This is a genomic window from Caldimonas brevitalea (assembly GCF_001017435.1).
Taxonomy (GTDB): domain Bacteria; phylum Pseudomonadota; class Gammaproteobacteria; order Burkholderiales; family Burkholderiaceae_C; genus Caldimonas; species Caldimonas brevitalea.
Genome location: NZ_CP011371.1, coordinates 6263797 through 6287474, shown reverse-complemented (window position 1 = coordinate 6287474; position 23678 = coordinate 6263797). Strand labels below are relative to the sequence as shown.

11 protein-coding genes and 1 tRNA gene are annotated in these 23678 nt (G+C 70.5%); 8 read left to right on the top strand and 4 right to left on the bottom strand.

Annotated features, from left to right (window positions below; translation table 11 throughout):
• Nucleotides 1-26 precede the first annotated feature (26 nt).
• From AAW51_RS26800 to AAW51_RS26770, 7 genes are all read left to right on the top strand, one after another.
• Nucleotides 27-9593 (top strand): polymorphic toxin type 5 domain-containing protein, encoded by a 9567-nt coding sequence (locus AAW51_RS26800; RefSeq protein WP_157360081.1) that lies wholly within the window; start codon nucleotides 27-29, stop codon nucleotides 9591-9593.
• A gap of 184 nt (nucleotides 9594-9777) precedes the next feature.
• Nucleotides 9778-10470 (top strand): response regulator transcription factor, encoded by a 693-nt coding sequence (locus tag AAW51_RS26795; RefSeq protein ID WP_047197062.1) that lies wholly within the window; start codon nucleotides 9778-9780, stop codon nucleotides 10468-10470.
• Nucleotides 10467-11810: a sensor histidine kinase gene (locus tag AAW51_RS26790; RefSeq protein WP_047197061.1), complete on the top strand. Its 1344-nt coding sequence runs from the start codon at nucleotides 10467-10469 to the stop codon at nucleotides 11808-11810. The genes AAW51_RS26795 and AAW51_RS26790 overlap by 4 nt, the downstream gene beginning before the upstream one ends.
• A gap of 121 nt (nucleotides 11811-11931) precedes the next feature.
• The gene (locus AAW51_RS26785; RefSeq protein WP_047197060.1) at nucleotides 11932-12966 is read left to right on the top strand and encodes an ABC transporter substrate-binding protein; all 1035 of its coding nucleotides are present in this window, start codon (nucleotides 11932-11934) and stop codon (nucleotides 12964-12966) included.
• Nucleotides 12967-12981: 15 nt separating this feature from the next.
• Entirely contained in the window at nucleotides 12982-15219 is a 2238-nt protein-coding gene (locus tag AAW51_RS26780) for an ABC transporter permease (protein WP_047197059.1), read from the top strand.
• A 39-nt stretch (nucleotides 15220-15258) separates the two neighbouring features.
• Nucleotides 15259-16335 (top strand): ABC transporter ATP-binding protein, encoded by a 1077-nt coding sequence (locus AAW51_RS26775; protein WP_047197058.1) that lies wholly within the window; start codon nucleotides 15259-15261, stop codon nucleotides 16333-16335.
• On the top strand, nucleotides 16332-17231 hold the full coding sequence (locus AAW51_RS26770) for a LuxR family transcriptional regulator (protein WP_083438619.1): 900 nt from the start codon (nucleotides 16332-16334) through the stop codon (nucleotides 17229-17231). Before AAW51_RS26775 ends, AAW51_RS26770 begins: the two co-directional genes overlap by 4 nt.
• Nucleotides 17232-17379: 148 nt before the next feature.
• On the opposite strand, the gene AAW51_RS26765 is transcribed toward AAW51_RS26770, so the two are convergent.
• The 4 genes from AAW51_RS26765 to AAW51_RS26750 all read right to left on the bottom strand — a co-directional run bounded on the left by AAW51_RS26765 (nucleotide 17380) and on the right by AAW51_RS26750 (nucleotide 22434).
• Nucleotides 17380-18315 (bottom strand): helix-turn-helix transcriptional regulator, encoded by a 936-nt coding sequence (locus AAW51_RS26765; RefSeq protein WP_053013943.1) that lies wholly within the window; start codon nucleotides 18313-18315, stop codon nucleotides 17380-17382.
• A gap of 114 nt (nucleotides 18316-18429) precedes the next feature.
• A complete protein-coding gene (locus AAW51_RS26760) occupies nucleotides 18430-21006 on the bottom strand; it encodes a serine/threonine-protein kinase (protein WP_047197057.1) in 2577 nt (858 codons plus the stop codon).
• A 147-nt stretch (nucleotides 21007-21153) separates the two neighbouring features.
• Entirely contained in the window at nucleotides 21154-21891 is a 738-nt protein-coding gene (locus AAW51_RS26755) for an ECF-type sigma factor (RefSeq protein WP_238947701.1), read from the bottom strand.
• 467 nt (nucleotides 21892-22358) lie between these two features.
• A tRNA-Arg gene (locus AAW51_RS26750) sits at nucleotides 22359-22434 on the bottom strand.
• A 175-nt stretch (nucleotides 22435-22609) separates the two neighbouring features.
• Here AAW51_RS26750 and AAW51_RS26745 point away from each other — a divergent pair.
• Entirely contained in the window at nucleotides 22610-23545 is a 936-nt protein-coding gene (locus AAW51_RS26745) for a c-type cytochrome (protein WP_047197056.1), read from the top strand.
• Nucleotides 23546-23678 lie beyond the last annotated feature (133 nt).

Here is a 23678-nt window from a genome sequence, read left to right as displayed (position 1 = left end):
CCGCCCGGCGGCCACAGGAAACCACCATGACAGGACCCGTCAACTCTTGTGTGCCCAACCAAGCGGCACAGGACCGTGCTGCCGCGCTCGCCGCGGCGGAAGCGGCGCGCCGTGCCGCCGAGGAAGCCGCACGCAAAGCGGCGGAAGAAGCACAGCGCCGGGCGGCGGAAGCGCGACGTCTCGCGGCCGAGGCGCAACGCAAGGCCGACGAAGCGCGCAAGGCCGCCGAGGCGGCCGAGGCGCAGGCCGCCAAGACCAAGGCCAAGGCGGATGCCGACGAGGCGGCCCGGTTGAGCAAGGAGGCCAAGGCCGCCGAGCTGGACGCCCTGAAGCAGGACGCCAAGGCCAACCTGGCCGAGAAAGAAAAGACGCTGGCCGACGCGAAGCTGGACGACGTCCGCCAGCGACGCTCCCCCGGCGACCCGTCCGAGGCCACCCGCGCCGCGACCAACGAGGTGAATGCGGCCCGCCAGACCGTTGCGCTGTACGAGCCGGTCTCGGTGCCGGGCCAACCGCCCGTGCAAGCCCCGCCGAGCGCGGGCACGCAAACACTGCTCGACAAGGCACACGCGGCCGCCAAGCCGGTGTTCGACGCGCAGGCCCAGGGCCGCGAGCCCACGCAGCAGCAGAAGGACGCCCTCAACACCGCGGTGAACGAGTGGCTCGACGCGGCGCAGCAGGACATGCGCAACGCCGCCCTCAAGGCCCAGGCCGAAGGACGTGACCCCAACGCGGCGATCCGCAGCGAGGCCGACAAGATCAAGCAGGCGGTCGACCGCGGCGGCGAGTTCGACCCCGCGGCGCTCGGCGCCCACGTCGACCAACGCCGCGACGCCGTGCTCGCCGAAAGCCCGGGGGCACGGCAGCTGCGCAGCGAGCAGTACAACGTCAACCAGACCGGCAAGCAGCAGGTGGCCGATGCGACCCAGGCGGCGAAGGACGCCGACGCCAAGGCCGACGAAGCCGAGCGTTACGCCGCCAGTTTCGGCGCCGGCCCGGCCGGCAACGACACCGTCGCCACCGCCCGCCAGCAGGCCGACGCCGAGGCGGCGCGGCTGCGGGGCCTGGCCAACCAGGCCGAGGCCAAGCTCGATGGGCTGGTCAAGGCCTACGGCCGCAGTGACCCCAACGACCCGACCAACCCGAAGACCAACGTGCTCGGTTGGGTCAATGCCGACTACAACGCCAAGGTGGCCGACCTCGAGGTCGGTCAGTTGGCCGACCAATACCAGCAGGCGCTGGCCGGTGGCGATGCGAAGAAGATCGCCGATGCCGGCCTGGCCCTCGACGACGCGCGTGACGCCCAGCGGCTGCTGCATGCGCTGCGTGACGACGCGAAGGCGCAGCTGGAGCTGCGCGACAGCGAGACCGAATACACCGATGCCGAAGCCGCGTGGCGAGCCGAGTCGGGCAGCCGGCCGGCCCCCTACACTGTCACCGAGCGGCGCGGCAACGAGACCGAGACCAAGACCGTCAAGCCCGACGGCTACGACCCCGCCTTCTGGGCCACCCCCGGCAGCGAAGAGGGCAAGCACGTCGAGCGGCAGGGCGACAAGTACTACTACGTCACCGACGACGGCAAGCAGGAGCTGGACCCCATCACCGCCCGCTGGTGGGCCGCACACGACAAACGCGAGGCCGCCCGCACCGACGTGACCAACGCCGGCAAGGTGCTGGAGGGCGTGAAGGAAGACCTGCTGGGCGGTGCCGATGGCAGCGGCCCGAAGCTCGACGCCTCGCGCTACCTCGGCGATGCCGACGGCATCAACAAGCGTCTGGCCGACGCCAATGCCGCGGTCGACGCCGCCTACCGTGGCCTCTCGACCCAGCGGCCGCCGGGTTTCATCGGCCCGGTCGTGGCCAGCACCACCACGCCCGAGGAACTGGGCCGGGCCCTGCAGCAGCAGCGCAGCGCGCAGGCCGATGCCGATGCGTTGAAAGCGATGCAGGCGTTGCGCAATGCCGAGCGCGACCAAGCCAGCGGCAAGCCGGTCGATGCCAAGCAGATCGACACGCTGCGCACCGAGGCGCGCGACGCGCAGCGCAAGGCCGAGGACCTGCGGCCCAAGCTCGCGCCCGAGCAAGAAAAGGAGATGCGCGAGAAGCTGCTGCCCGACGCACGCAAGCAGCTGCGCACGCAGGACGAGACGGTGACCCGGTTGACGGCACCGGGCAGCCAGGCCACCGAAGACGAACGCCGGCTGGCACTGAACCAGCGCGACGCCCTGCAGCTGAAGGTGCGCGACTACGAGACCCAGCTCGAGCTGATCGACGCCGACCGCGATGCACTGGCGGCCCGCCACCAGTACGACCGCACCGGCTTCGCCAAGCCGCAGCTGTCGATGTTCACCGAGAAGCGCAGCGGCAGCCGCTACGGCGACGGCGTGACGATGGACATCTACCCGGACGGCTACGACCCGACCTGGAACATCGTGCCCGACGCCAACGGCAAGGTCAGCGCGCAAGGTTTGCCCCGCGGCATCTCGCCGGACGATGTGAAGGTCGAGCGGGTCTGCGACACGTGGTACGTCACCTTCAAGAAAGACTCGGAGGTGCTCGGCCGCCAGTCCGACCTGACCACCAACTACGTGGTGCAGGAGGGGCGCTACAAGATGCACCCGGCGACCGCTCGGCTGTGGGAGACCGCCGGCGGCTCGGATGGCCGGCTGGCGCGCGCCGGTGCGGCCCGCAAACAGGTCGAGGACGATTTGCGCGCGGCGGCGGCCGACGGCCCGCCGCCCGAGAACACCCAACCGCTGATCGGCCCCGACGGCAAGCCGGTGCCGACCTTGCGCCTGGGCGAAGACCTGACGCAGCGCAAGCAGACGGTCGACCAGCGGGTGCTCGACCTCGGCGAGTTGCGCAAGCAGGCCCAGCGCAACTACGACAACGGCACCGGCGACCGCACCCAACTGAAAAACGCGCTCGACGACGCCATCGCGGAGGAGACGATCGCCCGCAACGAGCAGGCCGCCGTGCAGGCGGCCCTCGAATGGCAAGAGGCCAACCGCGCCCGCCAACTCTACGAGGCCAACGAGCGGGCCGGCCGCCCGCAGACGATGTGCTACGCAAAGCCGCCGCGTGAGCACGCCGAGGAGTTGCGCAACAAGGCCATCACCGCCCGCGCCACCTGGCTCGATACACGCAACCAGCACCACACGCAGTCGGCCGAGCGCGACCTGGGCCTGAAGCAGGCCGCCCACGACCGCTGGAAACGCGAACATCCGGGGCTGGCCGAAACCAGCAGCGACACCTGGGCCGCGCTGCAGCAGGCCCGCGGCAAGGTCGACGACGCCAAACGCTACCAGGTGGCGAGCAACGAGACCGCCGCGGCGCGCGAACAGCAATTCCTGTCCGACAACCTCAGGCCCGACCAGTACGACGACCGGCGGGCCTTGTACCGGCTGTTCATGCAGAACCCGCAGGTGATGGCGCAGTCGGTCATCAACCAGCACTATGTGCAGTACGGCAGCGAGCCGATGCAGATGGCCGGGCGCACCCACCTCGAGAACGAGGTGGCGCTCGCGCTCGGCTGGCAGCCCAGCCGGCCGCTCGACCCCGGCACCCCGACTCACAACGCCGAACTGCGCCGCACCCAGCCGCTGTTCACCAACCTGAGCCACGAGCAGAAGGAGGTGCTGCGCAAGACGGTGGACCAGATCATCGAGACCGGCGGCGACAAGGCGCGCGTGACGGTGTTGCCGGTGGTCTACGGCCTCGACAGCGACCAGGGCGGTATCGTCAAGACGGCCTTGTTCGAGGTCGAGCAGCAGGGCAAGCCCGGCCAGGTCAAATATGTCGACGAACAGGGCTGGGAGTACGACGACCTCGACGACTACCGCGCCAACAACCACCTGCCGGTCGAAGGTGTCAACCTCGTGATGCCGGAAGACGGCAACTTCACGCTCGACGACCAAGGCAACGTCAAGCTGTTCGTCGGCGACGCCCGCACCGAAACCGGCTGGGAGACCTTCCGCCGCGAAACCAAGCTCGACCTGATCGTCGGCGGTGTCGGGTTGGTGGCCGGCGTGGTGCTGACGGTCGGCTCGCTCGGCACCTTGTCGGCGCCGGGCGTGATGCTCGCGGCCGGCTCGCTGACGCTGATGGCCGCCGGCTACGGCATCGCCACCTCGGCCGAGAGCCTGCACAAGCAGTACAGCCACGGGCAGGACATCAACCCGTTGACCAGCACCCAGGCCCGCCTCGATTGGCTCAACCTCGGCCTGTCGGCGCTGAGCGTGCCGGTGGTGGGCAGTTCGTCCCGGGTGGCCTTGCTCGGCGTGCGCGCGAACCGCGCGCTGAAGGCGGCCGATGACGCGGCCCGGGTGGGCGACGAGGCCGGCAAGGCGCGCCACCTGGCCGAGGCCAAACAGCTGCTCGACCGCTCGGCGAGCGCCGCGGGCACGGCCGAGACGATGGCGCGGAGCCTGGGCCGCCCGTTGGCGGTCGGCAGCGTCTATGCCTTCGAAGAGGGTGGGCGTTATCTGCTCGAGAACTGGGACCACATGACCCCGGCCGAGCGCAACCAGCAGCTGGGCATGTTGGGCCTGAACGCGGCGGGGTTCGCCTCGCCGGTGTTCGCGCGCGGTTATGTGCGCACCCACCAGACGATCAAGACGGCGTGGAACGCACGCCAGCCTGGCGCGCCGGGCGAAGGTGTGCCGGCCGGTGGGCGCACGACCGGCACCGTCGACCCGCAGACCGGCTTGCCGACTTCCATCGCAGCACGCGACGGCGGCGCGCCGCCGCGCGTCGTGCCGTTGTCGCATACAGACCCGCAGTCGCCGACCCGCACCGGCGCCCCCCGCAGTACGGCGCCTGCCGATGCCGCCCAGCCGCCGCGTGTCACCGCTGGTGAGCCAGCGGCATCCCCGCGCCAAAGCGTTGTGGCAGAGCCGGTTCCCGATGTGCTGGCGCCGTTCCGGGTCGCGCCCGCGGCCGACATCTGGTCCGGTGAACTGGTCACGACCACCCGCACCGGGGGCCGCCCCGGCAGCACAGCCGGCGGCTCGCCGGCGGGCTCCGGGTCCCACACCGCGGCCCCCGCCTCGAGTGCGCCGTCCAACCCCACCACGCCGGCGCGCCGACGTTTCCGCGGCTGGGCCTTGCGCGAGATCGCGCGCGACCCCGCGCACCTGCTGCGCTTCCTGATCGAGCCCAAGCCGAGCGGCAAGGGCATGCGCTTCCTGGTGCCGCCCACCCGCGAGCACCACAACCTGATCGGCGGCGACTATGTCGAATCGGGCCACCTCACCAGCAACTGGTCGCTGGGCAGCGGTGCCACCGCAGCCCCCGAGCACCTGGCGTTGCAGGACGCCTATTCCAACCAGCTCGACAACGTGAGCATCGAGCAGCGCCACATCGGCGGTTTTGCCGAGCGCAAGGCGATCGACATCGGCGGCGTGCCGGTGGAACTGCGCACCGCTCGGATGTGGGAAAGCGAGGGCAAGCTGCCGGCCGGCACGGTGGCGGGTGCGAAGCCGCATACCGGGTGGGTCGTCCCGGAAGCCAGGTCCGGCGCACCGCGCACCGCCGCCTCGGCACCGCGCGCGCCGGCAGCGACACCGACGACGCTGCGGGCGGGACCGGCGGCCACCGGCCCCACCTCCACCGCCCGCAGACCGCGGGTCGTACCGGGTGGCAGCCCGGACGGCGTGCCGCCCACCGCCGCCGGCCGCAACGTGGGCACGGACGAGCCGAGTGCGGCATCGACCAGCTGGTCGGTGCCGGCCGACCGTGTCGGCGATACGGCAGTGGCCGATCTGCTGCTGACGCTCTACCGCGCCGGTGGGCAGCTCGAAGGGGCCAGCTACTACCTCTACCCCAAGGCCTATGACGACGTGACCGGCCTGCTGCCGAACGTCGCGCGCCAAGGCCTGCGGCCGGCGTTCGACGCCGCCTCGCCGCAGCGTCGTGCTGCGGTGTATGCGCAGGCCGAGCGGCAAGGCAGTTTTGGGCACGTGCGCCCGCACCGCTATGCCAGCCTCGACGAGGCCAGGGCAGCGGCACAGCCGGAAGGCATGAACACCGCACGCGACGAGATCGCCATCGTGCTCGACTCGGCCATAGCGCCCGACGGCAGCGTGCCCCCGTCCGCCGTGCTCGCCACCGTCGGCCTCGACGTGCCCAGCAGCGGCGGGCCGGCCCGGGTGGCCTCCATCACGCCCACCGGCCAGCCGCTGCGGGTGGCGTATCCCCAGGGCTACGACCCGGCGCTGCCGCTGATCCGCACCGAGAACGGCCAGCGTATCGACCTGCTGAACACGGCGCCGGGCCGCAGTGAGATGGGCGTCAACGTGTTCCGTCGCCGGGTCGCCGATCTCGATCTGTTTGCGCCCGGGGAGCGACCGCGCCGCCCCGACGGCTCGCCCACGCGCGAGGAAGTGCCGCTGCCCGAAGGTGTGTTCGCGGTGGACGGGCACGGCCTCGAAGGTCGGGTCGAGGGGCCCGATGGCCAGCCGCTCGCGCCGGCGGACCTCGCACGGCTGATTTCGGAACACGACGGCTATCACGGCCAGCCGGTGTTCCTGCTGTCGTGCCTGAGCGGCGACGGTGCGGTGCCGTTCGCACAACAGCTCGCGACGCTGCTCGGCACCGATGTCTACGCCGCGACCCAATCGGTGCGGTCGAGGGGCCACTCGCCGGGCCCTGATGCGCCCAACTACGTGCACGGCCTCAGTCTGCTGGACGCCGGCTCCTCCTACAACGGCGGCGTGATGGAAGCGAAGCCCTTGCATTCGCTGCCCATCGTCGAGATCCGCAGCGGTGGTCGTGTGGTCTACGACGACATCCCGGTGTTGGGCCCGCCGGTCTATGCACGCTTCCGACCCGGCTTGTCGATCGAGCCGGCCGGCACCCGGGCACCGGGCGGCGACACCTCGGTGTCGGCGGGTCGCAGGGCGCCGGTCGTCGTGGGCGACGAGGCGCCGACAGTCCCGGCCGCGCCGCAGCGCACCACGCGCGGCGATGAGGGTGAGACCGTCAACGTGCGCAGCGGCGGCGGTGTCGTGCCGCCGCCCGAAGGTCCCCCGGCGCCACCGGCCGGCGCCGACCCGGCGGGCACGCCCCGCGGCGGCCGCTGGCGTGCCGCCTGGGAACGGGTGGCGGGCGGCCCCACCAACGCGCTGCTCGGCGTGGCCTCACTGCAATCGGCTTCGCTCGCCAACAAGCTGGCCGGCTGGGACATCCCGCTCGGCTTCACGGCCATCTCGCGCGGCGCGCCCTTCGACCATGTGACGGGCGGGCCGGGGCAGGCCTTCGTCAGCCAGGTGCGCGGTGTCGGCACGCGGGCCGCCTACTTCCGCGGCAAACGCGGCCTCGAGAACGCGCTGGAGCTGGCGCGCACCGGGCAGCCCGACGCGGCGGTGCAGCAGCTGCGGCACATGGCGCAGCATCGCCGTCGCTACGGCCTGTCACCCGATGAGGTGAACAAGAAGCTGGAGCCGGCCATCCAGGAGCTGTACCGCTTCGGCGAGGCCAGCGCGGTCTATCGCCAGCAGGCCGATGCCGCCAGCTTACCGGGGCCGCTGCAGCGCCGCTATGGCATCCGCTTGCAGAGCGAGGCCGAACTCAAGACCGGTGCCCCGCTGCCGATGGGCACATTGCGCGACGGCCACCTGGTGCAGGCGGTGCTGCAGGACGCCGGCGTGCCGCGCGGCCCCGGCGTGCGCCGGACCACCGACCGGGCGCTGGCGCAGGCGGTCGACGCCCACCGCACCCGCCTGGCCCACGAGCGCTGGCACGACCTGCCCGACGCCGTGCGGCAGCACCTGCGCGACGCCGCGGCCGACCCTGAGCGTGTTGCCGCGCTGGAACCGCACCGGGCCGTGATCGACGCCGCCTTCACCGGCCAACGGCTGCACTGGGACGCGGGCTTGCCGCGCCAGGTGCAGGACATGATCCAGCTGGCCGACCCGCTGCCGGCCCGGCTGCCGCGTCGCGTCAAGGATGCCGAGGCGGCGCTGCGCCGGCTCAGCCCCGAGCTGCAACAGCGTGCGGTGGCGGCCCGCGAGGCCGAACTCGCCTATACGAGCGCACGCGACGCGGTGCGCACGTCCGGCAATCTGATCGACACCAAGGGCGTGCAGGGGGCGCTGGGCAGCACCATGCACATGGACTCGCGCATCGGCCGCTTGTTCAAGTACGGCGCCCTCGGCTTCGCCACCAACACCGGCATCGCGGCGACCTACAAGTTCATCGTCGGCGCGAGCGTCGCCGGACCCAAGGATGTGTTGAAGACCATCGGGCTGTCCGGCGAGGTGGTCGGCAACGTGCCCAACATCGCGATCCAGTGGAGCTATCTCAAGGGCCTGATGACCCGCACCCGGTTCTCCGACACCTCCGACACTGCGAAGGTCACGCAGGAGCAGGTGGTGCGGTATCTCGAGCAGCGCCGCGATCGCATGCAGGGGCTCGACAAGAACTGGTGGGGCGGGCTGGAGCGGGCCATACCAGCGGGCGTGCGCGACAAGGCGCGCCTTTCGATCGAAGCGGATGCGCAGGCGCGTGTGCGCGCCGAGGCCGAGGGCACGACCCCGCCGCTGGAGAACCGCACCTTCTCGAAGCACGTGCTGCTGCGCCGTCAGCAGGCCCAGGACCGGGTCACCGCCCTGAACACGGCCCTGGAGTCCAAAGATGCGGCCACCATGCGCAAGGCGGCCAAAGAAGAGAGTGTGCTGGCGGCCAAGTCGATGAACACCGCGGGCGACTTCATGGCGCTCGCGAGCATGTACCGTTACGGCGCGATGGCCACCCTCGGCGCGGTCACGGGCCACCCGTACCTGGCAGCCATCACGGCCTACCACGGCCTGGTGTCCAACGGCGGCTGGCTGCGGGCACAGCAGGGCACCGGCACGATCTACGGGTTGCGCATGGCCCCCCGCGCGCTGGACGACGGGAACGGCTTCCTGGGGGTGGGGCGCCGGCTGGGCCGCGGCTACAACCAACTGCTCGACGCAGTGCCGACCCGCTATGGCGAGAGCGCCGCGAAGGGCCTGAATTGGTCGCTCGACCGGCTGCCGCTCGCCAACCGCTTGCCGCGCACCGACAACCTGTTCAGCGCGCTCAAGCTCGACCCCACCGTCGAGGGCGCCGCCAACCGCCGTCGCATCCGCATGCTGCTGACCGGCACCACGGTGCCGCTGCTGAACCTGTATGTCGCCCTCAACAGCGGCGACGAGAAGGAGCCCAAGCCGCCGGCCGGGCCCGGAGGCGGGCCGACCCCCACGCCGTCGGGCAGCGTGCCCACCCCCACACCTTCGGCGACACCGACGCCCACCGTCCCGCCGAGCACGGAGCCCGAACCCGAGCCGCCGCGGACCGACGGACCCGACGACGAACCAGTGCGGCCGCCGCCCAAGGACGAGTACTGGACGGTGGACGGCGCCATCGAGTCGCGCTCGAGCTTCACGCGCATTGCCGAGGCCAAGGCGCGGCGCGACGACATCGGCTACAACCAGGCGCTCGACCAGCTGTTCAACCTCAACCCGCAATACAAGCGATCGCAGATGGACGGCTATGTGCATCCGACCCGGCTGGACGACCCCGATGCCTTGAACAACGGCACCCGGCTCAACATCGGACCCCCGCCATGACCTGAGCCGGTCCTGTGCCGGGGCACCGCAACAGCTTGCATCGGCGGCTGCGTTATGAAACGATTGCGATGAGCCGTCACGGTGCCCCGCACCGCTCTTAGCGACGGCTCCTTTCGTTTGGCTTTCGCCGTCCGTCCGTGCAAGCCCGGCCTTGCAACAAAATGCTCGGTGGCAGCATGCAGGCATGAAGCTGCTGCTGGTGGAGGACGATTTCGATTTGGCCGGGGTGCTGGGGCACAGCCTCAGCACGCGCGGCTTCGAAGTCCTGTGCTGCGGCGATGGCCTGGAGGCCTTGACAGCGGCCCGCAAGAACAGCTTCGACGTGGTCGTGCTCGACCTGACGCTGCCGCGGCTCGACGGCCTGGAACTGCTGCAGCGGCTGCGGGCCGACGGCAATCAGACGCCGGTGCTGGTGCTGACCGCGCGCGGCGCCGTCAGCGAGCGCATCGTCGGCCTGGAAGCCGGCGCGGACGATTACCTCGCCAAACCCTTCGACCTCGACGAACTGGTGGCGCGGTTGCGCGCGCTGACACGCCGCCTCGGCCGTGACGGTGACCTGCGTTGCGGCCAGGTGCGCTACGAGGCCACCTCGCGGGCCTTCTACCGCGACCAGAGCCCGCTCGACCTGTCGCCGCGCGAAAGCGAGCTGCTCAAGCGATTGATGTCGCGCGTCGACCATGTGGTGCCCAAGGAAGAGCTGCGCCTTGCGGTGTTCGGCGCCGATGATGCGGCCCAGCCCGACGCGGTCGAGGTGCTGGTGCACCGGCTGCGCAAGAAGCTGCAGGGTGCCAGCGCCGAGATCCTGACCTTGCGCGGCGTTGGCTATCTGCTGTGCGACGAGAGCAGCAGCGCGGCCCAGCGCTCCGGTGCGCGGTGAGGCGGTCATGGTGCACACGCCGCTTCCGCACGGCCTCGCTGCGCAGCTTCCTGCTGGTCGGGCTGCTGGGTGGGCTGTGGCTGATCGTCGCGCTGATGACGGCAGCACTGTATGTGCACACTTCTCTGCAACTCGCCGAGGCGCAAGACCGGCGACTGCAGGCGGCGCTGTCGCGCGTGCCGCTGGCGGGTTTGCCTGCGCCCGCCGGCCTGCAACCACCGACCTACCACCGGGTGAGCACGATGAACGGTGACTGGCTGGCCGGCGAGCCGGGCCTCGCCGCTTTCCCGTGGCGCGACACCTTGTCGCCCGCTGGCGTGCCGCAGCTGTATTTCGGACATCTCGGCGGCACGCTGGTGCGCGTGGCGGCCGCGGCCCGTCATGTCCCGGGCGAGGCGGGCGAGACCTTGCGGCTGGTGCAGGCGGCCGAGCCGGTGAGCCGGCGCTGGGCCGGCTGGCGCGACCTGCCGCTGAACACCCTGGCCTGGCTCTATACGCTGGCGGGCGCGATGTCGCTGCTCGTGATCGGCTGCGTGGCGATTGCCTTGCGCTGGCTCGCGCGCGCACGCGTGGCGCTGGGCGGCGGCCAGCATGACGAGCCGCGCGACTATGACGGCCCGTCCGAGTTGCGCCCGGCGGTGGAGCGTATGCAGCAGTTGCACCGGCGCCAGCGCGAATGGGTGGACCAGCAACGGCGGTTTCTGGCCGACGCGTCGCACCAGCTGCGCACACCGATGTCGGTGCTGCGCACGCAGCTGCAGTCGGCCATCGCAGGTGACGCGCCAGCCGCCGAGGTGCTGCCCCAGATGCTGCACACGGTGGACCGTGCGGCCGGCCTGGTGCACCAGCTGCTCAGCCTGACCAAGCTGGAGCAGATCAAGCGGGCCGGTGAGCTGCAGGCCGTCGATCTGCGGCTGGCCGCGCGCGACGCGGTGATGGAGCTGTCACCCTTGATCGCCGCCAAGCGGCTCGACTTCGCGCTCGAGGGCGAACCGTGCCAGGCGCCGGCCGATGCCGTGATGTTGGGCGAGCTGGTCCGCAACCTGCTTGCCAACGCCATCCACCACACGCCGCCCAATGGACGCTTGGGCATCGTCCTGCGTGCCTATGGCCCGCGGGTCGAACTGGTGGTGTGGGACGAAGGCCCGGGGGTGGACGACCAGGTGCGCCCGCGCTTGTTCCAGCCGTTCTCGGCCGCCAAGGGCGGCGTGGGTCTGGGGTTGTCGATCTGCCGCCAGATCGCCGACGCGATGGGCGCCTCGATGAACCTTTACAACCGTGTCGAGGACGACAAGGTGATCGGCGTCGACGCGGTGGTGGCCTGGGGACAGGGCCCCTGAGCCCGCCCGTAGCACCTCACCCCGTTTTTCCAGCCGCAGGCTCGACCTGCCGTGGCGCCCTCCGGCGTTGCGGCCGGGCGGGCGCGGCATCCTCCTGGCTGTTCATACGACACGCTGCGCGATGCGTCATCTGCTCCTTCCTTCTGCTGTTTTCCTGGCGCTGGCCGGTGGCCTGGCCTGGCACGGGCCGGCGGCCGCGGCCGGCCAGCTCAACCTGCTGTGTTCGGTGCAGGACGAGTGGTGCTCGTTGATCAGCACCACCTTCGCGCGCACCTCGGGCATCAAGGTCAACCTGCTCAAGCGTGGCACCGGCGAGGCATTGGCACAGCTGATCGCCGAACGGGCCAATCCCAAGACCGATGTGTGGTTCGGTGGCACCGGCGACCCGCATCTGCAGGCGGCCGAGCAGGGGCTGACGCTCGAACACAAGTCGCCCACGCTGCCGCAGCTGCACGACTGGGCCCAGCGGCAGGCGCAGCAATCGGGCTGGCGTACGGTGGGCCTCTACTCCGGGCCACTGGGCTTTGCCTACAACACCGAGCTGCTGGCCAAGAAGAAACTGCCGCCGCCGAAGTGCTGGAAAGACCTGCTGTCGCCGGCCCTGCGGGGTGAGGTACAGGCGGCCAACCCGGCGAGTTCGGGGACGGCCTACACGATGATCGCGACCATCGTGCAGTTGATGGGCGAAGACGCCGCCTACGCCTATTTGAAGGGGCTGCACCGCAACATCAGCCAGTACGCCCGCTCCGGCGCCGGCCCCATCAAGGCCGCGGCGCGAGGCGAAACCGCGGTGTCGATCAGTTTTGTCCACGATGCGCCGGGCGAGCAGATGCAGGGCTTTCCGATCGCCACCGTCACCCCTTGTGAAGGCACCGGTGCCGAGATCGGCTCGATGTCCATCGTCAAGGGCGCGCGCAACCTCGACAACGCCAAGAAGTTCTACGAATGGGCGTTGTCGCCGGCGGCCCAGCAACTGGGGGTGGCGGCCAAGCAGTTCCAGCTGCCCTCACATCGTCAGACGCCGCTGGACCCGCGCATTCCCGACTTCCGGCAGATCAAGTTCATTCCTTACGACCACGCCAAGTACGGACGTTCGGCCGAGCGCAAGCGCTTGATCGAGCGCTGGGAGCGCGAGGTCAACTCGCTGGCACGTTGAGGCACGGACACACCGATGGACACGCGACACAACCGCGTCTTGTGGACCTGGGCCGCACTGGGGCTCGCCGCCTACACGCTGCTGCCCTGGTACGCCTTGCCGGACGGCCTGCTCGGCTTGCAGGGGCTGGGTGAGCTGCTGGGCGGCCACGACAGTTCATCGGGCCTGGCGCAGGTGCTGCTGCACCGTCGCCACTGGTTGCTGTGGGGCGGCCTGGCGCTGTTGGCCGCGCTCGGCTGCGGCACGATGGCACCGTCGCGCCGGCAAGGGCTGGCCCTGTCCGCCTGCGCCGTCTTCGGTGTGGTGGCGGTGCTGGCGCAAGGCGCGGCGATCGGGTTGGCCGACCACGGCGTGGCGGCGCTGGCCGCGTGGTGGGGTGCCACGAGTGCCACCCAGCCCGGCTTCGGCTGGGGTGCCGTGCTGACCCTCACGGCCCTGCTGATGCTGGGCGCCTTCGGGCTCGCGCGCCTGGGCGCGTTCCGGGGCGACCTGTTCGTGTCGGCCGCGGTGGTGGCCAGCGCTTCGCTGCTGCTGGTCTTCGTCGCCTTTCCGGTGGCACGGGTGCTGGCGACGGCGTTGCTCGACGCGCAGGGACAGTGGGACCCGGCGGCGGCCTGGGCGCGCATCGCCGATGCCCGCATCTGGGGCCTGGGCTGCTGGACCTCCGAGGTCCGCTGCGGCGTGGCCTGGAACACGCTTTTCCTCGGCATCGCGACCGGCCTGAGCACCACACTGCTCGGCACGCTGCTGGCGCTGATCGAGGACCGCAGCCACTCGCGCTTGCGCTGGGTGCTGCGCCTCCTGGCGCCGCTGCCCATCATCACACCGCCCTTCGTCGTCGGCCTGGGGCTGATCCTGCTGTTCGGGCGGGCCGGGCTGGTGAACCAGGCCCTCGAATGGGCGTTCGGTGTGGAGCCCAGCCGCTGGTTCTACGGCGGCTTCGGCGTCTGGCTGGCACAGTCGTTCGCGTTCACGCCGATCGCCTTCCTGATCGTGCGCGGTGTGGTGCAAGGCATCAGCCCGTCGCTCGAAGAAGCGTCGCGCACGCTGCGCGCGAGCGACGAGCGCACCTTCCGCCACGTCACCTTTCCGCTGATGCTGCCGGGCCTGGCGAATGCGTTTCTGGTCGGCTTCATCGAGAGCATCGCCGACTTCGGCAACCCCATCGTCGTCGGCGGGCAGTTCTCGGTGTTGTCGACCGAGATCTTCTTCGCCATCGTCGGCGCCCAGTTCGACCAGGGCCGTGCCGCGGCGCTGGCGTGGGTGTTGACGTTGTTCGCGCTGGCGGTGTTCGCACTGCAGCGCGGCCTGCTCAAAGGCCGGCAGTTCACCACCGTGTCGGGCAAAGGCGATGCGGGCATCGCGATGCGGCTGCCGCGCCGCGTGCGCCGGCTGGCGCTGGCAGTGGCGACGCCGTGGCTCGCCTTCACGCTGGTGGTCTATTTGTTCGCCTTCAGCGGCGGTTTCGTGCAGACCTGGGGGCGCGACCACAGCCTCACGCTGGCGCACTTTCGCACTGCCTTCGGTGTCGAAGTCACGCCGGCCGGCTGGCACTGGACCGGCGTGGCCTGGGACTCCTTGTTCACGACGGTGAAGCTGGCCGCGCTGGCCGCGCCGGTCACCGCCGGTGTCGGGCTGTTGATCGCGTGGCTGCTGGCACGTGTGCAGTTCCGCGGGCAAGGCCTGTTCGAGTTTTCGGCGCTGCTGGCCTTCGCGATCCCGGGCACGGTGCTCGGTGTCAGCTACATCCTCGCCTTCAACGTGCCACCGTTCGAGCTGACCGGCACCGGCCTCATCATCGTCGCGTGTTTCATGTTCCGCAACCTGCCGGTGGGCGTGCGGGCCGGCGCGGCGGCGTTCCGCCAACTCGACAAATCGCTCGACGAGGCCTCGCTGATGCTGGGCGCGTCGACCGCGCGCACCCTGTGGGGCGTGGTGCTGCCGCTGCTGAAGCCCGCGGTCGCCGCCTCGCTCATCTACAGCTTCGTGCGGGCGATGACCACCGTGTCGGCCGTGATCTTCCTGGTCACCGCCGAGACCGAACTCGCCACCACCTTCATCATCGGCCGCGTCGGGCAGGGTGACTACGGCGTGGCACTGGCTTACAGCACCGCGCTGATCGTCCTGATGGCCTTGGCGACGGCCGCCATCCACAGCTCGGTGGGCGATCGCCAGCTCGGCCGCCGCTCGGCCGGGGCACCGTCCTCATCGCGGGCGCCACCACCTCGGCTGGCGCCGGCGCAACCGCTCTGAGCCGCACCGTTTTCCGCTCATCGAGAGACCCACGCAACCATGTACGGCATCGAATTTCGCAATGTCTCCAAGCGCTACGGCAAGGCGCCGGACGCGCCGCTGGTGGTCGACAACCTGAGCTTCGGCGTGCCCAAGGGCACGCTGACCACGCTGCTCGGGCCATCGGGCTGTGGCAAGACCACCACCTTGCGTCTGATCGCGGGGCTGGAGAGCCCGACACACGGCCGCGTCTTCATCGACGGTGTCGACGTGACCGCGCTCGGCCCGGCGCAGCGCAATGTCAGCCTGGTGTTTCAGAGCTACGCGTTGTTTCCACACATGAAAGTGATCGAGAACGTGTGCTACGGTTTGCGCATGTCGGGCCAGTCCGTGCAGCAAGCGCGCGAGAAGGCGGCACTGATGCTGGAAACGGTGGGCCTGCGCGGCCTCGACGACCGCATGCCGAGCGAGCTGTCGGGCGGCCAGCAGCAGCGGGTGGCACTGGCCCGGGCGTTGGCACTGGAGCCGGCCGTGCTGCTGTTCGACGAGCCGCTGTCCAACCTCGACGCACGCTTGCGCCGCTCGATGCGCGAGGAGATCCGTGCACTGCAGCAGCGGCTCGGGCTGACGGTGGCCTATGTCACGCACGACCAGAGCGAGGCGCTCGCGGTGAGCGACCAGATCATCGTGATGGATCAGGGTGTCATTGCGCAGAGCGGCACGCCGCGGCAGCTCTACGAGGCGCCGACGTCCGAGTTCGTTGCCGGCTTCATGGGCGAGGCGATGTTGTTCGACGCGGTGTGCGACGACGACGGGCGCGTGCGGCTCGGCACCTTGAGCGTGGCCACGCCGCAGCCCTTGTCACCGGGGCCGGTGAAAGTGGCGGTGCGGCCCGAGGCCTGGGTGATCGGTCCGGCGGCCCACACCGGCCTGCCCGCGCATGTCATCAAGCAGACATATGTAGGCCCTGTGATGGAGTACACGCTGGGCAGCCTGCTGGGCGAGATCTTCGTGGTTTCGGCCGACGTGAAGCAACCCCTCGGCTGCGGCGCTCCTGTCAGCCTGAGTCTGGCGGACCACGGGGTGTCGGTCGTATCGCAGCGCGTTTCGGTTTTCAATCAAAGTTCATCATCATGACCCTTACTCTTGCAGACTCCGTGGGGCACACGGAGTTCGATGCGGGCCCGCTCGGCTCTGCCACCGCCGGCCCCGGTTGGCAAGGCCCCGGCATGCCGCTGCTGTATAGCGAAGACGACCTCGAGACGTCGGGCGAGGCCGGCCCGCGCCCTCGCATGCCGAGCGTTGTCAACGACTTGATCGCCGCCCGCACCGGCGAAGAACGGCAGCGTCTGGTGCGCGGCATGCTGCATGCGATCGGTTTCGCCTGGTTGGGCTACGGCAGCGTGGCGCAGCAGCACGGCAAGGCGACCCCGCTCACCTTCTTCACCAGCTATGCCCATCCCGAGTGGACCCAGCGCTACTTTTCTCAGCGCTACCACGACCTCGACACGCGCCACCACGACGCGCCCTGCTCCAGCCTGCCGCTGGTCTGGGACCTCGATGACCTGAAAGCGTCCGACGGCCGCGGGCCGATGGCGGGGCGCAAGCGCCGCTTTCTCGACGAACTGGCCGACTGCGGCATAGGCAGCGGCGTGTTCTTCAGCCTCGCGTCGCCGACCCGGGTGCAGGAGCGCACGGTGATCAGCCTGATGTCGAGCGCGCCCAACCGGCGCTGGATCATGGACAGCGTGCTCGGGCAGGCCTTGACGCTGGCCCTGAGCGTGCACGAATACCTGTCGCAGCACCGCCGCCTGCCTGAGACCCACGCGGGGCTGCGTGCCGAGATGCCGCCGATGCAGCAGCACATCCTGAACTTTCTGATCCAGGGGCAGAGCGACAAGGAGATCGCCTACCAACTGCAGTTGTCGGCCCACACGGTGGACTACCACATGCGGCAGCTGCGACGCCGGTTCTCGGTGCGCAATCGCGTGCAGTTGGTGAAGGCGGCGATGCAGGCGGTGCAGGAGACCTGAACCCGCGTGCGTTTCACGGCCGACCGGGAGGCGCTGAGAACGGCGCCACCCGGCCGACGTCAGCAACCGGCCGTGCAGGCCGCAGCGTGTGGCGCAGGGTCGCGCTGTTGCGGCACAGGCTGTGCCGCGTATTTCTGAGACAGGACAACTACCGCAAGTCGAGGCTCTGCGCCGCCTGCATCAGCTGCACGCGGTTGCGCACCGAGAACCGGCGCCGGAGCTGCCGCATGTGGTAGTCGACGTTGTGCAGTGTCAGGTCGAGGCGCGACGCAATTTCTTTGTCGCCCAGCCCTTGTGAGACGCAGGCGAGGATCTCGCGCTGGATCGGTGTGAGCCGCGGCGTGCCACCTGGCTCGACCTGGGGCAGGGCGCTGTAGCGTGTGTAGAACTCGTGCAGGCACAAGGCCAGCGTCAACACCTGGCCGAGCAGCCCGTCGCCGATCCAGCTGTTTCCCGGGGTGGCTGACAGCAGGCTGACAACGTGGCGTTCGGTGCTGGAGCCGACCGGCAACGCGAACATCACGCCCGAGCGCATGCCGGTGGCGGCCAAGTCGGCGACGAACCGGCGCAGCCGCGAGCCCTGCAGGTCGCCGTTCGCCTGGGCCTGCAACTGGTCGAGGGCCCAGACGGCAGGCAGGCTGGACCGCAGCGCCAGCTGAAGGCGCGGGTCGATCTCGTGGTAGGCCTGCGCGAAGTAGCGTTCGGCCCAGGTGCGGTCGGCGTAGGTGGTGCAGAAAGACAGCGGCACCACCGCCTGGTCGGCCACCTGGGTGATCCGCCAATAGCCGAGCCATTCGAAGCCCAGCGTGCGAACCAGCGCGCTCACCGTACGTTGCCGTTCGGCGGGGCTCTCCGACCCCATCAGTGCGGTCAGCAGCGAGGGGTGGCCGGGCGTCGCACGGGTCGGCAAGCGGCGCGCTGGCGGCTCGTCGTGCAGCATCACCGCCGGCGGCGCCGAGGCCGGCGCAGCGCGGGGCAACGGGGCCGACCGCTCGTGCGACGCCCCGTTCGCCGCGCGCGGCATCACCGCGTCGTACCACATGGCTGCCGCCCCACCCAGCTCTTGTCGCATCACGTTGCCCATGTCGACTCAAGCGTAGAAATGATCCGGCGCAGCTCGCGACGTTGCAGTTGGATACCGCCGCGTCAGATCGGTCACATACGTCACGGCAGCCGGCCGCGCCGCCCCTTACGGCCTTCAGGGCGGGCAGTTCTGCAGGGCCTCGCGAACGGTTTGCGGCGTGACGACGGTCGCGCTGCCGGTGCCAGGCAGGCCCGGCCGGTGGGCCTCGAGCAAGGCCAGGCTGAGGCGGTAGTGGCGGCATGCGCCTTCGGCATCGTCGCGGGCGGTTGCGGCCGAGAGGCCCGGGCGCGCAGCACGCACCTGCAGCGCCTTGGCCAGCCGGTAGTGGCCGAGCCCCCAGGTGTGCTCGCTGAGCACACCCGCGCGGGTCGCGGCGGGCAGGGCCTCGAAATCGTCCACCGCGGCGCGTGCCGCCGCGACACTGCCGCCGACGTCGTCGAGCGCCAACAGCGCATCGCTGAGCAGGGCCGACGCCGCGCCCGCTTCGATGCGCAGCGCCGCATCGCCCGGGTCTCGAGCCACGAGCGGGGCCAGCCATGCGATCGCGTGGCGGTGCTCCGCCTCGGCGTCGCGCGGGCGCTGCAAACGCATCAGTGCCACGCCGGCGTTGTTGTGCAGCGCCGCCAGGTTGCGCGCCAGCAGCTTCTGGTTGGGACGCTTCTCGTCGGCCACCTGCTGCACCGCAATGGCCTTGCGGATGGCCTCCAGCGCCAGCCGGGCGCTTTCGGGGGAGGTATTGCGTTCGAGCAAGTGGGCCCCACGCTCGCCGTGAACACCGGACAGGCTCAGCAAGGCCTCGATGTCGTCCGGCTGGCGCATGAGCACAGCCTCGAACTGCGCGGCTGCCGTGTCAGAGCTTTCCAGGAAGGCGGTGGTGTCGCCGGCCAGTCGGTGCACCTGTGCCAATTGGGCATGTTGGGCGGCGAGCAACCGGGCCAGGGCGTCGCTGCCGATGGCCGCCGAAGGTTGCAGCCGCTCGGCGGCGGCAATGCCGGCTCGGGCGGCCGCCTCGGCCTGCGCAAACCGGCCGAGCGACGCCAGCACCGCGGCCCGGCGCTGGTGCAGCCTGGCCTGCTCGGCCACACCCTGCTGTTGCTGCTGCGGCGTGTCGGCCGCGGCCTGTCCGTCCGCCAGGGCTTGCACCAGCGAGAGGGCACGGTCGTAGCTGGCCAAGGCGCCGGGGCCGTCGGCCGGCGTGGGGCTGAACACCACACCCTGGATGTCGCCGATGTTGCGGTAGCCGGCGGCGAGTTCGAGCTGCAGGGCCGGGTCACCCCGCGCTTCGTCGTCCAGCTGCTGCAGGTAGGTGAGGGCGTTGCGGACGATCAGTTCGCGTGCGCGGGTGGCGCCGGGCAGGGTCTCGACGGCCTTGTGCACATCGAGCATCAGCATGTTGGCGAGCTGTCGCACATTGGCGAAATGTCGCTCGGCGCGCTGGCGCTGCTGGTGCGCCTCGTAGGCGGCGTAGCTGGCGACCATGGTGCCGGCCACCAGGGCCAGGTTGGCGAACAGCGCCGCCACCAGGACGGCCCGGTGGCGCAACACGAAGCGGCCTGCGCGGTAGCTCCACGCGCCGCGGCGCGCGGCCACCGGCAGCCCTTCGAGGTGACGGAACAAGTCGTCTGCCATCGCCTCGGCGCAGGCGTAGCGGCGTGACGGCTGTTTGCGCAGCGCCATCAGCGCCACGGCATCGAGGTCGCCCTTCAGCTGACGCCGCAGCCCGCGGGCGTCGGGAGTCTCGTCCGCCACCGCCTGGCTGGGGGGCACGGGCTCGAGGTCGCAGATGGCGCGCGTCAAGGCGTAGCGGTCTTCGCAAGCCTTGCCGTAGGGGCTGGTGTGCGCAAGCAGGCGGTACAGCACGACACCCAGCGAATAGATGTCGCTGGCCGGCGTGGCGCTTTCGCCTCTCATCTGCTCTGGGCTGGCGAACTCGGGCGTCAGCGCACGCTGCAGGGTCGCCGTGTGTTCGGCGCCGCGGCCGGTCGACGCCGAGGTCTGCTTGGCGATGCCGAAGTCCACCAGCTTCACGGTGCCGTCGCGTGTGACCAGCAGGTTGCTCGGCTTCAGGTCGCGGTGCACCACACCCTGCTGATGCGCGTAGTGCACCACCTTGCACACCGCGCGAAACAGGTGCAGCCGCTCGTGCAGCGACAGCCGCAGCCGGTCGCAGTAGGCCAGCAACGACTCGCCGTGCACCAGCTCCATCACGAAATAGGGCAGGCCGTCGTCGGTGACGCCGCCGTCGAGCAGCTTGGCCAGGTTGGGATGGTCGAGGCCGGCGAGGATCTGCCGTTCGGCCTTGAACCGCTCGAGCAGCAAGTCGGGCGGCAGGTCGGGTCGCATCAGCTTGACCGCCACCTGCTGCTCGTACTGGCCGTCGGCGCGTTCGGCACGGTAGACCTCGCCCATGCCACCGGTGGCGATCGGGGCCAGGATGCGCCAGCGCCCCAGGTGCCGGCCGACCCAGCCCGGCCGCCGGAAGGCGTCGAGGGCTTCGAGCGCGCGCGTCGCCGGCATCGCATCGAGGCGGTCATCGTCCGCGGTGGCCGCGGCCAGCAGCGACGCCAGTTCCTGGCGCAACCAGTCGTCGTCGCCGCTGAGCCGCTCGACCGCTTCGCTGCGCTCGGTCAGCGGCAATTCCAGGCAGTGGGCGAGCAGGCCCTTGACCTGCTGCCAGCGTCGCGCGTCCATGCCGTCGCCTCCTTCTGCCCGGGATCGCCGGGCGTGGGCCCCGGCGGCGTCGAACGCCGCGGTCAGCCGCTGCGTCCCGTCCGAAAGATCGGAAAGCGAAAACGACATGGTGGGGGGCTCACGCAGCAGGGGACGCCGGGCGTGATCTCAGGTGCGGCCGGACGATCGGCCAGGCGGCTGACGGTCGACGTTGGTGCGGCCCAGCTCGCGCAGCAGCCAGGCGCGGGCAGTCGCCCACTCGCGCTTCACGGTGGCCTCGGAAATCTGCATCGCCTCGGCCGTTTCGGTGACGCTCAGCCCACCGAAGAAGCGCAACTCGACCACCCGGCTCTGGCGCGGGTCGAGCGACTCGAGGCGTTTGAGGGCCTGGTCGAGCGCGAGCAGGTCGAGCGCCTCGTCACCGCTGTCGGCTGCCGCTAGGCGCAGCGCAGAGGGCAGGCCGGTGTCGGCTTCGTCCTGCAGCACGTCGAGGCTCTGTACCGGCACCCCGCCGCCGCGCTTGGCAGCACGCCGGGCGCGCGCGTGATCGACGAGGATGTGGCGCATCAGCACCGAGGCACAGCCGAAGAACTGGGCGCGCGAATCGCACTGCACCGGACCGAGTTGCGCCAGACGGATATAGGCCTCGTGAACCAGCCCGGTGCCGCCCAACGTGTGTCCTTCGCGCTCGTGACGCAGATGGCGCCGGGCCAGGCGGCGCAACTCGTCGTACACCATCGGCAGCAGTCGGTCGAGGGCACGCGGGTCGCCGCCCGACCAGCTTTGCAACAGCTGGGTGACCGGGCCGGGTGTCGACGCGGCCGGCGGGCCGGGTGGCGGCGCGAGCGGCGGGCTGTCGTTCTCGGCCGCCGGGTCGGAGGTTACGTCGTCGATCGTGCACATCATCGATGCCTCTCGTGTGGCGATGCTCGGCTTGCCGGTGCGCGGACGCCGTGCGCCGGATGCGGCGCGGCAGCGGGCTGTCGCCTGTTCGCGCGGGTGGTGCGCAGGACCGCAGGCAGGCCTTGTATCACGCGAGCTGCGGGGGCGGCAGCCGGGCAGCGCGATCGGGTCGGGCGGGTCCGGGTCGTCAAATGGTAGTCGTGCCGGCCGTCGGCTCGAAGTTACCGATGGTGAAAGCTGGCCGGCCGTCGATCGGGCGGCGGAGCACGGCAGCGGGGAGGGGGCGCCAGCTGGAAGTCGGGCCCCGGAGCGCGGCCCTCAGCGACGGCAAGACATGGAAGGGAAGGCAAGAGACGGCAGGCAAGAGACGCCGGCCATCGACGCCGCGAGCGCAGCGCGACGACCTGGGTCCGGTGCGCTGCCCGGTGGACAGGACGGACGACGACGGTGTCTGCTGCGGCTGCTGAAGATGGCGCGCCCGGCTGGGATCGAACCAGCGACCCTTGGCTTCGGAGGCCAATACTCTATCCACTGAGCTACGGGCGCAAAGATGCGTATGTTAACCGCACTTCAGAAGTTCATCGTCCGATCTTCGCCAAGTGCTGCGCTTCACGGCCCGCTCGGGGCTCGGGGCGGGAGGGGGCGGCCCGTATAATCCCAAGGTTTTGCACCGCGACGATCGCCCCCCCAACACAAGCTCCCGCAGTCGAGGATAGAGCCCATGAGCGAACAACGAAACGCCCACGACGATCACGACAGTCCGCACGAGGGCCCGATCAAGACGCCCAAGCAACTCATCGTCGCCGTCGTCTTCTCGTTTCTGATCCCCATCGTCGTCATCCTGCTGCTGGTCACCTTCGTGGTCGCCGACAAGCGGGCCGGCGCCGGCAGCGACGCCTTCAGCGAAGAGTCGGTCGCGCGGCGCATCCAGCCGGTGGGCACCGTGGAGCTGAAAGACCTGTCCAACCCCGCCACGCTGAAGAGTGGCGAAGACGTGTTCAAGGCCCAGTGCTCGGCCTGCCACACGACCGGTGCTGCGGGTGCGCCGAAGCTCGGCGATGCCGCCGCGTGGTCCGACCGCCTGCCCAAGGGCTACGACACGCTGCTGCAGTCGGCGTTGAAGGGCAAGGGCGCCATGGGCCCGCAAGGCGGCGGCGACTTCAGCGATCTCGAGATCGGCCGTGCGGTGGTCTACATGGCCAACGGCTCGGGCGGCAAGTTCGAAGAGCCCAAGGCCCCGGCGGCTGCACCGACCGCGGAGGCGGCGCCCACCACCGCGACAACCGCCACGGGCTCGACCCCTCAGGACAACCAGGCGGCCCAGAACGCGGCCGCCGCAGTGGCCGCCGCCAACATGGGGACCCAGGCGGCCGCTTCGGCGCCGGTCACCTCGGCCGCCGCCGCGCCTGCCGCCGCTGCGGCCGTGCCGGCTCTCTACGCGCAGGCGTGCCAGGTCTGCCATGGGGCCGGTGTCGCCGGTGCGCCGAAGGTCGGCGACAAGGCCGGCTGGGCGCCGCGCCTCGCGCAAGGCCTGGACGCGCTGACCGCCAGCGCCATCAAGGGCAAGGGCGCGATGCCGCCGAAGGGTGGCGCGATGAGCGCCAGCGACGCCGACATCAAGGAAGTCGTCACCTACATGGTGAACGCCTCGAAGTGAGCGCGTCGAAGTGAGCGTTGTGCTTCTCAGCTGAAGCTTCCATCTGAAGCGAAGAGGCCGGTCTCGAGACCGGCCTTTTTCATGGGTGCGCAGAGGCCCGATGCAAGACGTCGACGCGCGGCAATGAAGTGCA